General features: G+C 69.1%; 14 protein-coding genes. 3 read left to right on the forward strand and 11 right to left on the reverse strand.

Translation table 11 applies throughout. The features are described from left to right. Positions 1-123: 123 nt before the first annotated feature. From C5E06_RS11810 to C5E06_RS11820, 3 genes are all read right to left on the reverse strand, one after another. Complete coding sequence (locus tag C5E06_RS11810; protein WP_104306966.1) at positions 124-534, reverse strand: VOC family protein; 411 nt, start codon at positions 532-534, stop codon at positions 124-126. A gap of 122 nt (positions 535-656) precedes the next feature. Then, a complete protein-coding gene (locus C5E06_RS11815) occupies positions 657-2,222 on the reverse strand; it encodes a cryptochrome/photolyase family protein (RefSeq protein ID WP_258067585.1) in 1,566 nt (521 codons plus the stop codon). A 31-nt stretch (positions 2,223-2,253) separates the two neighbouring features. Further along, positions 2,254-3,504, reverse strand: coding sequence for an NAD(P)/FAD-dependent oxidoreductase (locus C5E06_RS11820; RefSeq protein ID WP_104306967.1), 1,251 nt, complete (start codon positions 3,502-3,504; stop codon positions 2,254-2,256). A gap of 129 nt (positions 3,505-3,633) precedes the next feature. Here C5E06_RS11820 and C5E06_RS11825 point away from each other — a divergent pair, with 129 nt between their 5' ends. Continuing rightward, on the forward strand, positions 3,634-3,996 hold the full coding sequence (locus tag C5E06_RS11825; RefSeq protein ID WP_104306968.1) for a TraR/DksA C4-type zinc finger protein: 363 nt from the start codon (positions 3,634-3,636) through the stop codon (positions 3,994-3,996). Positions 3,997-4,002: 6 nt separating this feature from the next. On the opposite strand, the gene C5E06_RS11830 is transcribed toward C5E06_RS11825, so the two are convergent. Beyond that, positions 4,003-4,362 (reverse strand): DUF2695 domain-containing protein, encoded by a 360-nt coding sequence (locus tag C5E06_RS11830; RefSeq protein ID WP_104241620.1) that lies wholly within the window; start codon positions 4,360-4,362, stop codon positions 4,003-4,005. 69 nt (positions 4,363-4,431) lie between these two features. Beyond that, the gene (locus C5E06_RS11835; protein ID WP_104306969.1) at positions 4,432-4,830 is read right to left on the reverse strand and encodes a VOC family protein; all 399 of its coding nucleotides are present in this window, start codon (positions 4,828-4,830) and stop codon (positions 4,432-4,434) included. A gap of 179 nt (positions 4,831-5,009) precedes the next feature. Here C5E06_RS11835 and C5E06_RS11840 point away from each other — a divergent pair, with 179 nt between their 5' ends. Further along, positions 5,010-5,444 (forward strand): hypothetical protein, encoded by a 435-nt coding sequence (locus C5E06_RS11840; protein WP_104306970.1) that lies wholly within the window; start codon positions 5,010-5,012, stop codon positions 5,442-5,444. Positions 5,445-5,496: 52 nt separating this feature from the next. Here C5E06_RS11840 and C5E06_RS11845 read toward each other — a convergent pair whose 3' ends face one another. The 3 genes from C5E06_RS11845 to C5E06_RS11855 form a co-directional block, all read right to left on the reverse strand. After that, positions 5,497-6,108, reverse strand: coding sequence for a dihydrofolate reductase family protein (locus C5E06_RS11845; RefSeq protein WP_104306971.1), 612 nt, complete (start codon positions 6,106-6,108; stop codon positions 5,497-5,499). Positions 6,109-6,175: 67 nt separating this feature from the next. After that, a complete protein-coding gene (locus C5E06_RS11850; protein ID WP_181062964.1) occupies positions 6,176-7,948 on the reverse strand; it encodes an HSP90 family protein in 1,773 nt (590 codons plus the stop codon). Continuing rightward, a complete protein-coding gene (locus C5E06_RS11855; protein ID WP_104306973.1) occupies positions 7,945-10,182 on the reverse strand; it encodes a hypothetical protein in 2,238 nt (745 codons plus the stop codon). Before C5E06_RS11855 ends, C5E06_RS11850 begins: the two co-directional genes overlap by 4 nt. 152 nt (positions 10,183-10,334) lie before the next feature. Between C5E06_RS11855 and C5E06_RS11860 the strand changes: the two genes are divergently transcribed. Continuing rightward, positions 10,335-11,528, forward strand: a complete 1,194-nt coding sequence (locus C5E06_RS11860) for a N(5)-(carboxyethyl)ornithine synthase (RefSeq protein ID WP_104306974.1) — start codon at positions 10,335-10,337, stop codon at positions 11,526-11,528. A 40-nt stretch (positions 11,529-11,568) separates the two neighbouring features. On the opposite strand, the gene C5E06_RS11865 is transcribed toward C5E06_RS11860, so the two are convergent. Genes C5E06_RS11865 through C5E06_RS11875 form a run of 3 tightly spaced genes read right to left on the reverse strand, consistent with a single transcriptional unit; the run spans position 11,569 to position 12,935 of the window. After that, positions 11,569-12,309, reverse strand: a complete 741-nt coding sequence (locus tag C5E06_RS11865; RefSeq protein WP_104306975.1) for a mismatch-specific DNA-glycosylase — start codon at positions 12,307-12,309, stop codon at positions 11,569-11,571. A gap of 49 nt (positions 12,310-12,358) precedes the next feature. Then, positions 12,359-12,679 (reverse strand): HigA family addiction module antitoxin, encoded by a 321-nt coding sequence (locus C5E06_RS11870; RefSeq protein ID WP_104298535.1) that lies wholly within the window; start codon positions 12,677-12,679, stop codon positions 12,359-12,361. After that, a complete protein-coding gene (locus C5E06_RS11875) occupies positions 12,654-12,935 on the reverse strand; it encodes a type II toxin-antitoxin system RelE/ParE family toxin (protein ID WP_104241628.1) in 282 nt (93 codons plus the stop codon). The genes C5E06_RS11870 and C5E06_RS11875 overlap by 26 nt, the downstream gene beginning before the upstream one ends. Positions 12,936-12,940: the final 5 nt, after the last annotated feature.

Below are 12,940 nucleotides of genomic sequence, written 5' to 3' on the forward strand. Positions count from 1 at the left end.
AACCGTGCCAGACGGGAAACGGCTCCACCAGTCCCCGTGCCGCAATCGGCAATGGAGCCACGTGGAGCCGAGGTGCCGAGAGGTCACACTCGGCGTTCCCCTGTGGGGGTTGGCGTCGGGTGGCTACGCCTCGGGCTCGGCCATGTGGAAGACCTCCCACAGGTGGCCGTCGAGGTCATCGAAGGCGGCGCCGTACATGCCGAACTCGTTGGCTTCCGCGGGACGGTGGATCTTCGCACCACCCGCCTCGGCCTTCGCCGTGATCTCGTCGACCTCCGCGTCGCTGCCGAGGAGCAGGGCTGTTGTGCTCTCGTGACGGTTGCCACCGAGGATCGCCTCTGCCCCCTCGGGGAGGAAGCCCTGGAAGCGCTCCGTCTGCAGCAGCATGATCGCCACCTGCTCGCTCACGACGATGCAGCTCGTGCTGTCATCGGAGAACATCGGATTCACGGTGAAGCCGAGGCCGACGTAGAAGTCGGTCGCCGCCTTGACATCGGCGACGGGGAAGTTCGGGAAGACCATGGACGCGCCCATGAGCGGCTCCTTTGCACGTGGATCATGTGATGACGGGATCTTGAGATGACGCGGTCCTCGTCGTCTCATGATCCTAGGAGGAAAATGCGGGATTCGGGCCTTGCGGTGGCCGGCTTCTCCGCTCAGCCGTCCGCGTCTGCCCCCGCTGCTGACGGACGCAGGATCTCGGCCGCGGTCGCCAGGTGCTCGGCCCGCTTCTCCGGCTCCATCCGGTCGAGGAGCGCGACGGTCATCTGGGTGCGCGGGTTCCGCGCGAACACCGCACGATGGTCGTCCACGAAGGCCCAGTAGAGGGCGTCCCACCGAGCGGTCCAGTCGCCAGCGGGCAGGTCGGACATCTTGCGCAGGTAGTTGCTGCCGGAGACGTACGGCTTGGTCGTGATGTCCGCGCCCGCCGCGAACTGGCTCATCGCGTAGACGTTCGGCACCATCACCCAGTCGTAGGCGTCGACGAACAGCTCCATGAACCAGCGGTAGACCTCGTCGGGGTGGATGCGCAGCAGCGACATGGCGTTGCCGAGCACCATGAGCCGCTCGATGTGGTGGGCGTAACCGGTCTCGAGGACACGGGAGATGACGAGGTCGACCGGCTCGAGTCCTGTCGTGCCCTGCCACCAGCCGGGGGTCAGGCGCCCGTGATGGTCCAGCGCGTTCGAGGTCCGCAGCTCTCGACCGCGAACCTGGTAGGTGGCCCGCATGTACTCGCGCCACCCGATGACCTGGCGGACGAAGCCCTCGAGGGAGGCGAGGGGTGTCTCCGTGTCGGCCGCATCGAGCGCGGCTTGGACGACCTGCCTCGGGTCCAGCAGGCCGATGTTCAGTGCCGGGGTCAGGAGCCCGTGGTTGAGGAAGGGATGCTCGCTCGAGATCGCATCCTCGTAGGGCCCGAAGTCGCGAAGCCGCTCCCGGACGAACTCCGCCAGGTGGCGTTGGGCCTCGTCGGCGTCCGTCGGCCACGCGAACGTCGTCGGGTCGCCTGGGGCATCGGGGAACTCGCTGCCGACCCACGCGATGGCCTCCTCGACGTCGGCGTTCCTAGGCTCGGCGCTGCCTGCCGCCGGCTCGTCCCCCAGGAGCGCGTCGAGGTTGAACGTCCCCTCCCGCTGCAGCACGGGATGCCCCTCGAAGCGCGCGACCTTCGGTGGAACGTATCCGCGGGGCAGCTTCTTGCGGTTCTCGGCATCGAACGACCATCGCCCGCCGAGGGGCTCACCGTCCGCGTCGAGCAGGAGTCCGAGTCGCCGTCGCTGCCAGGTGTAGAAGGCGTGCATCCGAGCATCGTTGCCGGAGAACCACGCGTCGATCTCGGCTCGCCCCGTGAGGAAGTTGGGCGACTCGAGCTCATCGTCGCCACTCCACGTGTAGCCACCAGCTTCGAGCGCGCCGAGGAGGTCGCGCTCGAGCCAGTCGTCGACCACGTCGAACCACGTGACCCGGCGGGGCGCCTCGCGGCGGATGAGCTCGGCCAGCTGCCGCTTGGAAGGCAGCTCCTTCCTGCTCTCGAGGTACTCGACGGCGAAGCCGTGCCCGATGAGCCTCTTCGCGAACCGCGCAAGGGAGGCCCGGTGGAGGACCAGCTTGTGCGAGTGGAATCGATACTGGCGGAAGAGGAGCTCGTGCTCGATCAGCACGAAGCGGGTGCCGACCGGCGCTGCGAGGTGCTCCTCGAAGAGCTGGTTCGGGAACACCAGGCGCAGACTGCCGCCCTTCCTGGCCGGCTCAGTCAAGGGACTCGGCGACTGCCGCTGCCGCTCGCTGGCCGGCGACGAGCGCACCTTGGATCGACCCCGTCTCGCGGTGGTCCCCGGTCACGACGACCCGCTCCCCCAGGAGCTGTGGCCCGCGATCCCGCAGGGGTGGCAGCTGGACCGGGAGCGTGTGCGGGATGACGTGGTGCGTGATCACCTCCCAATCCGCGGTGGAGGTCTTGTACAGGCGTGCGAGATCACGGCGCACCTCCGCCTCGCTCGCCAGCCCGTCCAGGCGATCGAGCAGGGTCGTCGCCTGCACGAGGTGCGCTCCTGCTGGGGCGTAGGAGGGCGCGACCTCCGAGATGACGGCGGTGTTCCAGATGGGCCCAGCCGGTCCCCCGCCAGCACGCGAGGCGTCGAGCAGCAGGAAGGGCCCGGTTCGCGGCGTACCCGTCGCCCGGAACCACCAGGTCGTCAGCCCGTGGGTCTTCGGCGCCGTCTGGCCTGTCACCGCGGGCAGTTCGTCGGGCGCCACCGCGACGATCGCGGCGCGAGCCAGGATGGTGCCGCGGTCTGTGGTCACCCTCACCCCGCCAGACGTCTCCTCGACGTCGCGCGCAACGGTGCCGAGCCGCACGGGTTCGTGGAGCCCCGCGGCCATCTGTGCCGGCAGCGCGCGCATGCCGTCCTTGGGGAGTCCCGGCGCGCCAAGGGCGAAGTAGCGGACGAGCTGCTTGACGTAGGCGGCAGACGAGGTGCCGCTGCTGTCGGCGAGGACACCGGCGAGGAAGGTGTCGAGCAGGTCGGTGCGGAGGCGGCCGGTGAGCCCCGCATCGTCGAACGAGGCGCCGAGCTCCTGGTCGGTGCCCGCCTGCTCCGAGTCGGGTCTCAGCAGCGTCGGGCCGAGCCACCGGGCAAGCGCGAGGAGATCGGAGAGCGGGGTGTGCGCGCTCAGTAGGGTGGGCAGCGCGTGCTGAGGGTGGCGGATCGGATGCGCGAGCGTCGTCGCCTTCTCGCCCGATCGCACGATCGCCCCGACGCCGAAGCTCTGCAGGTCGAGCGCCCCCAGGTCGACGCACTCCCTGAGTGCCGGGTAGGCGGGGTTGAGCACCTGGAAGCCCCGGTCGCAGAGGAACCCGTCGATGGCCTCGGTGCGGACTCGTCCGCCGACCTCGTCGTGCGTCTCCAGGACGACCACGCTCTGTCCACGAGACTCGAGGCTCTGCGCTGCCCGAAGGCCGGCGAGTCCGGCTCCGATGATGACGACGTCCGTGTCCATAAAACTCCGTTCGATGGCGTAGTGCGTCATTGTCCGTGAGCAACCCGGGCCGCCCCTGAGCGCTTCAGGCACTTCAGGCGCTTCGGGTTCCGTCAGGACTTCTGGCGCGTGCTGGACAAGAATGGCGGCATGGATGGAGCTGACACGCACGCGGAACGCCTGGAGGGCCTGCGGTTGCTCGCTGCAGGGCGTGTCGAGAGCAGCGCGGCCGCCCTCGAGACGCTGGTGCATGATCGTGCGTCGCTCAACGATGACGACGAGCACGACCCCGATGGGGCGCCCCTCTCGGCGGAGTGGTCGAGGCTCGCAGGCCAGTCCGACGCCGCGAAGTCGGAGCTCCGGCAGATCGAAGCAGCACTGCTGCGCATGGAAGCGGGCACCTACGGTGTCTGCGTGACGTGCGGCAGGCGGATCCCGGACCAGCGCCTGCGCGTGCGCCCGTTCGCCGAGCAGTGCGTCGCCTGCGCGGAGCGGTCGCTCCCCCGTCGCTGACCGAGGTCAGTAGGCGCTTCCGCGCTCTGTCCACCAGAGCCTGCAGGGCTGCGTCGACCCGCGACGAACGCCCAGGCAGGCTGGCAGGACCTGGGGCTCGCCCTCGCCGGCATCAGCGGCGTTCAGGAAGATCTCGCAGTCGCAGTAGGCGCCCATGCGGCCGAGTCGCTCGAGGAGCGCGGTTGCCCGCGGCGCCTGGCGCTCCTGGTACCACTTCGAGAACCGATGCGTTCCATCGCATCCGAACTCGTCGAGCTGGTCGGCGACGTAGCAGAGCACGCACTCCCCTGATCTCGGCGCAAGGAGCTCACCGGCGAGGCTCCGCACGAAGGACTCGGCTTCTCTGTCAATTCGTTGATCTGTCATGCCGACATCTTGGACCGGACCACCGACATTCTGACGGGTCACTCGCGGGGGTGGTGTGCGGGACGGCGCTCAGGACTCCCGAGACGAGAGGACGCAGAATTCGTTGCCCTCTGGGTCGCGCAGCACGACCCACGTCGTGTCCTCCGCCTGCCCCACGTCAGCTCGGCTGGCCCCGCGGGCGAGCAGCGCGTCGACGTGCGCCACCTGGCTCTCGTGCAACGGGGCGGCGAGGTCGATGTGCAACCGGTTCTTCACCGTCCGCTCGTCCGCAACCGGCACGAAGACGAGTCCCGGCCCGACCTGCTCGAACGGCACCCCCGGGTTCTCCTCGTCGAGCCACTTGGGGATGACCGCGGCCTCGTTCTCGTCCTCGAAGCTCACCTGCCAGTCGAGCGTCTCCGCCCACCAGGCCACAAGCGCACGGTGGTCGTGCGCGTCGACGACGGTCGAATACCAGCGAAGTCCCATGCGTGCCTCCTCAGACCGGCCCATCACGATCAGCCCATCCTGCTGGCCGGAGCTGGGTGCGAGCGGGATGCCGCGGGGCCTCGATGGCGGGTCCGAGCAGTTTCAGAGAAGCGCGCAGCCCCGATGGGTCGTACGTTGGTTCTGAACCACCGGTCAGGAACACGGAGAAGGAGCGCGCAATGGCGGAGAAGACGGCTGGACTGTCGAAGGACGAGCGGGACGCGGTCAAGCAGCGCGCCGCAGAGCTGCGCGCTGAGCAGAAGGCCGGGAAGAACCGCGCCGCTGGCGACGCCGCCATCCAGAAGGCCATCTCAGAGATGACAGACGAGGATCGAGTGCTCGCCGAGGGCATCGACCGCATCGTGAAGGAGGTCGCCCCGCAGCTCATGCCGAAGACCTGGTACGGGTTCCCCGCCTACACCGACGCCGACGGCAAGGTCGTCGTGTTCTTCAAGGCGGCCTCGAAGTTCACGACGAGGTACGCGACGCTCGGGTTCGAGGAGGCAGCGCAGCTCGACGACGGCGACCTCTGGGTGACGTCGTTCGCGCTCATCAGCCTCACCCCCGAGACCGAGAAGACCATCGCGGACCACGTCCGCAAGGCCGCCGGCTGAGCTGAGCCCCTCGAGGAGAGATGACGGGCAGACCCCTGCCGGCCCGGTGCGGTCAGCGCTTGGCCGACCTCCGGTAGCGGATGTGCGTCGACAGGGGCGAGTGCAGCACCTCGACGGGTTCGTAGTCGAACACCTCGACGCCGTCGAACATCCGCTCGCCGGAGCCGAGCAGCACTGGCGCGACGTCGAGCGTGAGCTCGTCGACAACCCCCGCGTTGAGCGCCTGTCGAACGGTGGAAGCGCCGCCGGCGATGTCGACGCCCTTGCCTCCAGCGGCCTCGACGGCCCTGGCGTAGGCCGCGTCGAAGCCGCCCGTGACGAAGTGGAAGCTCGTGCCGCCCTGCATCTCGATGGGGTCGCGTGCGTGGTGCGTGAGCACGAAGACCGGCGCGTGGTACGGCGGCTCGTCACCCCACCACCCGCGCCATTCCTCGTCCCACTCGCCGCGAACGGGACCGAACATGTTCCGCCCCATCACGTAGGCGCCGCGAGGTCGCATGAGCCAGCCGGTCGCGACCTCGTCGGCGTCGGTCGCCCGTGGGTCGCCGATGTGCCAGCCGTGCAGCTCGTGCCCTCTTCGGCCGAGCGGATGCTCCGCGCTCTGCTCGGGACCCGCGACGAAGCCGTCCAGGGAGATGGACATGTGGCAGGTGGTGTCGGACATCGAGAGTCCTTCCGTCGACGCGGGATCGGCCCGTGACCGCGACCCTACTCCCGGTCTCCTCGCCCTGTCACTCCCCGGAGCCCGCCGCGGCGATCAGCGTGTGCAGCGTGCTGCTGAGCAGCTCACCGTGCCGCTCGTCGAGCGTCTCGCCGGCTCGCAGCAGGCCGATGACGTACAGTCCGCTGATCGCTTCGGCACGCACGCGCTCGTCGCGCACCTGCCCGAGCGAGCGCACCGCGTCGCTCGACACGTTCATGACGAGCCTCGGCCGAGCGGGCGGCGGCGTCGGTGCGCTGAGAAGGTCCGCCCACGGGTCCGCATCCGCGTCCGCATCGGCCGGCTGACCCCGGTTCTGCTCGCTCGATGCGGCGACGAACAGGGACGGAGTGGATGCAGGGGCGAACTCCCGCAGGTCGAGATCGACCCCGAGCCGGTCGAGGACGATGCGCGCCTGCGGTACGAATCCTCGAGCCGCAGCGTCGTCATCACGCGGCTCCGGGAGCTCGTCGAGGAACGAGTGGGGGTCGAACGCCCGAACGCGCGCCGCGTGCCCACGACGCTCGCGCACCTTGCGCAGGATCTCGCTCCCGTACACGTAGGAGCCGTTCACCAGCAGCGCCTTCCTCGCGCGAAGCAGCGGCGCGAACGCCGTGAAGTCGGTCATCGAGGCGGTGTACTGCACGTCGTCCGAGATGCGCAGGATCTGGGCGAGGGTCATCGTGCCCTCGCTGGTCTCCCATGGCACGTGGCCGATCACGAGGTCGAGCATGTCGTCGTCCCCCGCCGCCATCGCGAGGATGCCCTTCGCGTGCACGTCCATGAATCGGTCGAAGCCGACGGGATCGCGCAGCGCGAAGTGCTCGATGCCCTGCCGGAGCTGCGCGCCGATCTGGGCCTTCACCTCGCCGATCGCGGACGAGTCCTGGAGTGACTCGCGGGATGCGGTCAGGGGCAGGTCGCCGCCCTCGACGGCGAGCCGCACGAAGTAGGCCCAGTTCGGAGCGAGCTGCACGTTGTCGTCGGCGACGAACATGCCGTGCGAGTAGACCGTGTCGCCGTGTCGGTTCCCGACCCGCCCCGGGCTGTCCGAGATGAAGGCGACGCCGACCACACCCGCGGTCGGGACGTCGACGGGGAGCACTGCGAGGGGCATGAACCCGAGCTCACGGCGACACCACTCGGCCGCCTCGAAGTCGGAGGTCCGCCACGGTGGCGTCCTGGTGCTGACGAGCTCCGGCGGGTGCCGGGGGGTCGTGCGCAGCGAGATCGGGATCTCAAGCAGGCTGGCGAAGCGCTCGGCGAGCAGACGCACCCGCGCCGGGTCGACCCATTCTCGGTCGTCGGCGCGAGCCTGAACGCGCACCTCGGTGCCCGCGTCCGGCAACGGAGTCTCCGCTGGTGCGATCGTGAACGTGCCGTCCGAGCTCCCAACCCAGCTCATCGTCGGCGCGTCCGCCGAGCGCGCGCTGCGCGAGCGCACCTCGATGCAATCCGCGATGAGGAAGCAGGAGAGCAGGCCGATGCCGAACTGGCCGAGGTACTGTCGGCGCACTCGGGTGAAGTCGCTGCGCTTGCTCGACGCGCCGATGGTGGCGAGCACCGACCGCATCTCCTCCTCGGTCAGCCCGATGCCGTGGTCGCGGACCAGCACGGCCCCACCGTCCTCGACCTCGACCGTGATCTCCTGGGGCACGGTCGGATCGAGCTCGCTCCTGGCGACGACCGCGTCCCTGGCGTTCTGGATGAGCTCGCGGAGGTACACGCGCGGACTCGAGTACAGGTGATGGGACAGGATGTCGACGATGCCGCGCAGGTCGACGCGGAAGCTCTCCCCGCTCATGCGGACGCCCCGAGGGAAGCGTCGCCCGCGAACCATCTCTCGCGCACCCAGGTGCTCCAGCGGTCATCGCCGTTGCGGGCATCCAGCCGGCGGGTGATGTCGGCGGCGCGCGCACGGAGGTCCGGCCCTCGAGGGTCGTCGGGGGCCGTGGCGAGCAGGGCGCTGCCGCACGCTGCGAAGATCATCAGGTCGCTCGGCGACTCGTCGACGTCCGCCAGCAGCGCGTCGATGAGCGGCCCAAGCTCGACGCCGGGTGCGGCTATCCCCTCGAGCAGCACCCATCCGGGCAGCGGACCGAACGCGTCCACGTCGCCGTCGACACTCTCGAGGATGCGGGCCAGCTCGGCCGAGGCTTCGGCCCTGTTCCCTGACCGAGCGTCCAGCCAGCACAGCCAGGCGGTCGCGGCGCGCACCTGCTCAGCGTCGCCATCCGCGAGGATCACTCTCGCGGTTGCCGCCGCGAACGCAGGCGCCGCGAACGCGGTGAGGCGGACGACTTCGAGGTCGACCGTGACCCGATCGAGCATTCGGCTCTCCGCTTCGAGCTGGGGTCCGAGTTGCTCGAGGGCGGCGCGCAGCGACGCCGTATCGCCGCGGTGGGCCGCCACCTCCGCGCGTGCGAGGGTCAGGTGGGCGGTGGGTCCCCCGGTGACCGCTCGGAGGCGCACCTCTGCCTCGATGAGCTCCTCGATCTCCGGCCACGTGACGTCGGGCGCGGCGACCGCCTGGTCGACGGTCACGGCGAAGAAGCGCTCGCCGATGGCCGCGATGGAGTCCTCGATCGCGTCCGAGTCGTTCCGAAGCTCCACCTGGGCCGCGCGGAAGTCGCGCACGAGCGTGGCGATGTCGCCCTGCTGGCCGGCGCGCAGGCCATGCAGCAGCGGCACGCAGTACCGAGTGGTGGCGCACTTCAGCTGCTCTGAGCGCGCGGAGAGCGAGGCCGCGAGGGCGTCGGCGTCCTCCGCGGTCTCGGCCGAGAGAAGGTCCATCGTGGCGCCGAGGTGCGCGACGTAGCGGTGCTTGATGGAGATGGGCGGCTCGTCCATGCTGACCGAGGCGGTGCGCGGCAGCCAGCCGGACGCGAGGATCGTCTCCGCGCGCTCTTCCACGTCACCCCAGACGTCCTCGTCATCGGCAGCCTCCGGTCGCGTCGGTGCGGGCAGGCCGGCCCACCAGAACTCGTCGAGCTCCCGCGAGTGCACGTCGGTTCCGCCGCGTCGGTCGAGCGAGGCGGCAGCCTCCTCGGCGAGCGCTCGCAGCAGCCCGCCCTCGTCCCCAGTCGGGTCGGCGAGGATGCGGTTGCGCGCCGTGGCGGCGGTGGCCTCCCAGTCGCTCCCGTCGAGGTGCAGGTTGCGGAGGGTGTGGTCGACGGCCTCGAGCGCGGCCTCCGGACGCTCCTCGAGGACTGGGATGAGGAACTCCGCGACCCCGTCCCGCGCGAGTCGGGAGGCCCCGATCCCGGCGAGGAGCTGGTCGGCGATGAGGTTCGCGTCGCTTCGACGGCCGGCGCGCACGTAGAAGAAGGCGAGCAGGATGAGGAGGGGCGTGGCGTTCTCCGCGTCGGAACGCGTGGCGTCGAACTGACTCGGGTCGATCTCGAGCATCCGCAGCCGCTGCTCGAGCGTCTCCGTCGCGCGCGGCAGATCGAAGCGCGCGACGAGCGGCAGCTCCATCTGGATGACGCCGGAGTCGTCCGGCCGCCACTCGACGCTGTTCTCGGATCGCCACCGTTGGATCCAGTCGAACGTCGCCTCGGCGTCTCCCCTGGCCGCGGAGACCACGGCTCGCGCCACGTAGACGCCCACGATGTCGGCACCGCGCTGTCGTATCTGCTGCTCGACGAGGTCGATGGCGCGGGCGATCTGCTCAAGCGACACCGCCGGGTCGTCGACGAGCGTCATGCTCGCGGTCGCGATGGAATTGAGCATGCGCCCGACGTTCTCGGGCGCGATGAGGTCGCCATGGCGGTGGATGACCTGCATGAGCCGCACGTACGCATCGAGCGCTCGGACCGCGAGTCCCGCCTTGACGAGGGTCGTGTACTGGCCGAAGCGGGCGCTCGCGATGAGGTGGGGGAACTCAGCGCGCTCGCAGTCCTCGATGAACTCGTCCCAGACCTCGAGCTTGCCCTCGTCCTCGGGAAGGTCCCAGATCGCGGAGCTGCGTTCGAAGAGAGCTTGGATGCGCTCGTGCTGCTCGGCGTCGAGCGTGGCGATCTCTGAGTACGCGATCATCTGGGCCTCCAGGCTGCGGTCTGCTTCCCGAGGTCACCGCACGCTTGGACGCTGGGGAAGGTGGCTGCCGGTCACCCTAGCGAATGTGCCTGCCCGAAATGGGCGTACTGTCAGGGCAGGAGCTGACTCTGGTTCCCCAATGATGGGATCCCATGTCGTCCGCTGTCGCCTCCACCCGTGCTCCGCTGCTCTCGCTCGGTGTCCTCGCCGACTCCTCGATGGAGAACGAACGCCGGCTTCCCCTCCACCCGCATCACCTCGATCGGATCGACGCGGATGTGCGGGCTCGCATGATCGTGGAGCGCGGCTACGGGGCCGACTTCCAGTTCGAGCCCGGCTACGTGGAATCGCGTGTCGGCAGGGTCGCCGAGCGAGCCGAGGTCCTCGCCTCCGCTGACGTGCTCCTGCTCCCGAAGCCGCAGGCTGCGGATGTCGCGGCGCTCGCGCCGGGGCGGGTGCTCTGGGGGTGGCCGCACTGCGTCCAGGACCCGGAGGTGACGCAGATCGCCATCGACAGGAAGCTGACGCTGATCGCGTTCGAGGCGATGAACCACTGGACGCCGCAGGGTGACATGAGCCTGCATGTCTTCCACAAGAACAACGAGCTCGCCGGCTACTGCTCCGTCATCCACGCGCTCAGCCTCATCGGGCTGACGGGCCTCTACGGCCCTCGCCTCAGGGCAGTCGTGATCGGCTTCGGTGCGACCGCTCGAGGCGCGGTGACGGCGCTGAACGCGCACGGCATCCACGACATCGAGGTGCTCACCCAGCGCGGCGCGGCGGCCGTGGGCTCTCCCATCCACAACGCCCACATCACGCAGCTCAACACGGATGACGGACCCACGCATCTGAGCACCGTCAGCACCGAGCAGGGCGATTGGCTGCTCCCCGACTTCCTGGCCACCTACGACATCGTCGTCAACTGCTCCTTCCAGGATGTCGCCGCGCCGTTGACCTACCTCCTCACGGAGAACCTCGCGCGGTTCTCGACGGGGAGCCTCATCATCGACGTCTCCTGCGACGAGGGCATGGGGTTCGAGTGGGCACGGCCCACGACGTTCGAGCAGCCGATGTTCACGGTCGGGCAGGGCGTCAACTACTACGCCGTCGACCACAGCCCGTCCTACCTGTGGAACTCCGCCACCTGGGACATCAGCGAGGCCCTGCTCCCGTTCCTCCGCCCCGTCCTCGAAGGCCCGGACGCATGGGCCGAGAGCACGACGCTCACCCGCGCGATCGAGATCCGGGACGGCGTGGTCCAGAACCCGAGCATCCTGGCCTTCCAGGGGCGCGATGCCGAGTACCCTCACCGCGTTGTCACCGCCCAGGTGCCGCTCGCGTCCTGACGGAGCATGCCTGGTTGTCCATGACGTGAGGGCCGCGTCATCACTCGGCAGGAAGCGAGTCCCAGACCTCTCGCCATTTGGCGGCGAGGGTGTCGATCGTCTCGTGCGCGTTCAACCCGCTGGGCTGAGGGACGACCCACAGGTCGACGTCCTCCGGCCAGCCCGGGACAGTCCCCGTCTCCTGACGCCCGAGCTTCGACTTCGGCAGGCCGAACGCGGTGCGGAATGCGGTGATCCCGGCGACGGCGACTGCGTCGGGCCGCATCTCATGCACGCGCTCGATGACTCGCCGGCCGCCATCGCGCAGCTCCGAGGGCGTCAGCTCGTCGGCACGCGCCGTCGCTCGGCCCACGAGGTTCGTGAGCGCAATGCCCCGGCGGAGCAGCTGCTGCTCGTCTGACGCAGACAGGCCGCGCGACGCGTCGACGGTGTGATCCGTAAAGCCGGCCCGGTGCAGCGATGGCCAGAATCGGTTGCCGGGCCGCGCGAAGGGGGCATTGACCGCGGCCGTCCACAGCCCCGGGTTGACGCCAACGATCAGCAGGCGCACCGTCGCGAGGTCGACGGGGAGGATGTCGTCCATCGCGTGCTCATCCGGCGTCTGGAACTGTGCCAGCTCGGCGGTCACGGGCTTGCGCCCGCCGAGTGGGGACGCGCGACGCTCCCTGGCCGGGACGTGCGAGGAATCCGGCGGTTCGATCTCGACTCCAGCTGCACGAGGCGGAGCTGGGAACGACCGCTTCACGCCATCCGAGGCATCCGGAATCACTGGGACTGGCATCCAGCGTCGACTGCGTCACCGTGCGCAGAGACACCGATCGACAGATCCGTCATGCGACCTTCAACGGTGTGATCGCGGCGACCTTGTCGCGCAGAGCCCTGCGCTCGAGCCGCAACTCGTAGTTCGACTGCAGGTTCATCCAGAACTCCTCCGACGTCCCGAAGTACCGCGCCAGTCGGATCGCTGTGTCGGCGGTGATGCCGCGCTTGCCGTGCACGATCTCGTTGATCCGACGCGGAGGCACACCGATGGACACCGCGAGCTTGTTCTGCGTGATGCCGAACCCCTCGATGAAGTCCTCCATCAGGATCTCCCCTGGGTGGATCGGCTCGATCACACCCGCGTCAGTGGTAGTCGATGAGTTCGACATCTTCCGCCCCTCCCTCTCTCCAGACGAAGCAGATACGCCACTGGGAGTTCACACGGATACTGTGTTGACCGCGTCGATCGCCAGCCAGCTTCTCCAGGCGGTTCCCCGGAGGGATCCTCAGATCTTCCGCATCTTTCGCCGCATGGATCAGCTCGAGCTTCCTCAGGGTTGCTCGTTGGACCGCCCGATCGACGCCCTTGACATACTGCTCGCGCCAGATGCGCTCGGTCTCCTTGCTCCCGAACGATCTGATCACGAGGT

It is taken from the genome of Pseudoclavibacter sp. RFBI5, from assembly GCF_002931395.1.
In the GTDB taxonomy this organism is placed as follows: domain Bacteria; phylum Actinomycetota; class Actinomycetes; order Actinomycetales; family Microbacteriaceae; genus Pseudoclavibacter.

Bases quoted from the DNA above. Each gene is read 5' to 3' on its own strand.
- C5E06_RS11850 (WP_181062964.1), bottom strand. From the start codon at position 7,948: ATGAGCGGGGAGAGCTTCCGCGTCGACCTGCGCGGCATCGTCGACATC.
- C5E06_RS11820 (WP_104306967.1), bottom strand. From the start codon at position 3,504: ATGGACACGGACGTCGTCATCATCGGAGCCGGACTCGCCGGCCTTCGG.
- C5E06_RS11835 (WP_104306969.1), bottom strand. From the start codon at position 4,830: ATGGGACTTCGCTGGTATTCGACCGTCGTCGACGCGCACGACCACCGT.
- C5E06_RS11810 (WP_104306966.1), bottom strand. From the start codon at position 534: ATGGGCGCGTCCATGGTCTTCCCGAACTTCCCCGTCGCCGATGTCAAG.
- C5E06_RS11825 (WP_104306968.1), top strand. From the start codon at position 3,634: ATGGATGGAGCTGACACGCACGCGGAACGCCTGGAGGGCCTGCGGTTG.
- C5E06_RS11840 (WP_104306970.1), top strand. From the start codon at position 5,010: ATGGCGGAGAAGACGGCTGGACTGTCGAAGGACGAGCGGGACGCGGTC.
- C5E06_RS11830 (WP_104241620.1), bottom strand. From the start codon at position 4,362: ATGACAGATCAACGAATTGACAGAGAAGCCGAGTCCTTCGTGCGGAGC.
- C5E06_RS11870 (WP_104298535.1), bottom strand. From the start codon at position 12,679: ATGTCGAACTCATCGACTACCACTGACGCGGGTGTGATCGAGCCGATC.
- C5E06_RS11865 (WP_104306975.1), bottom strand. From the start codon at position 12,309: ATGCCAGTCCCAGTGATTCCGGATGCCTCGGATGGCGTGAAGCGGTCG.
- C5E06_RS11855 (WP_104306973.1), bottom strand. From the start codon at position 10,182: ATGATCGCGTACTCAGAGATCGCCACGCTCGACGCCGAGCAGCACGAG.
- C5E06_RS11860 (WP_104306974.1), top strand. From the start codon at position 10,335: ATGTCGTCCGCTGTCGCCTCCACCCGTGCTCCGCTGCTCTCGCTCGGT.
- C5E06_RS11845 (WP_104306971.1), bottom strand. From the start codon at position 6,108: ATGTCCGACACCACCTGCCACATGTCCATCTCCCTGGACGGCTTCGTC.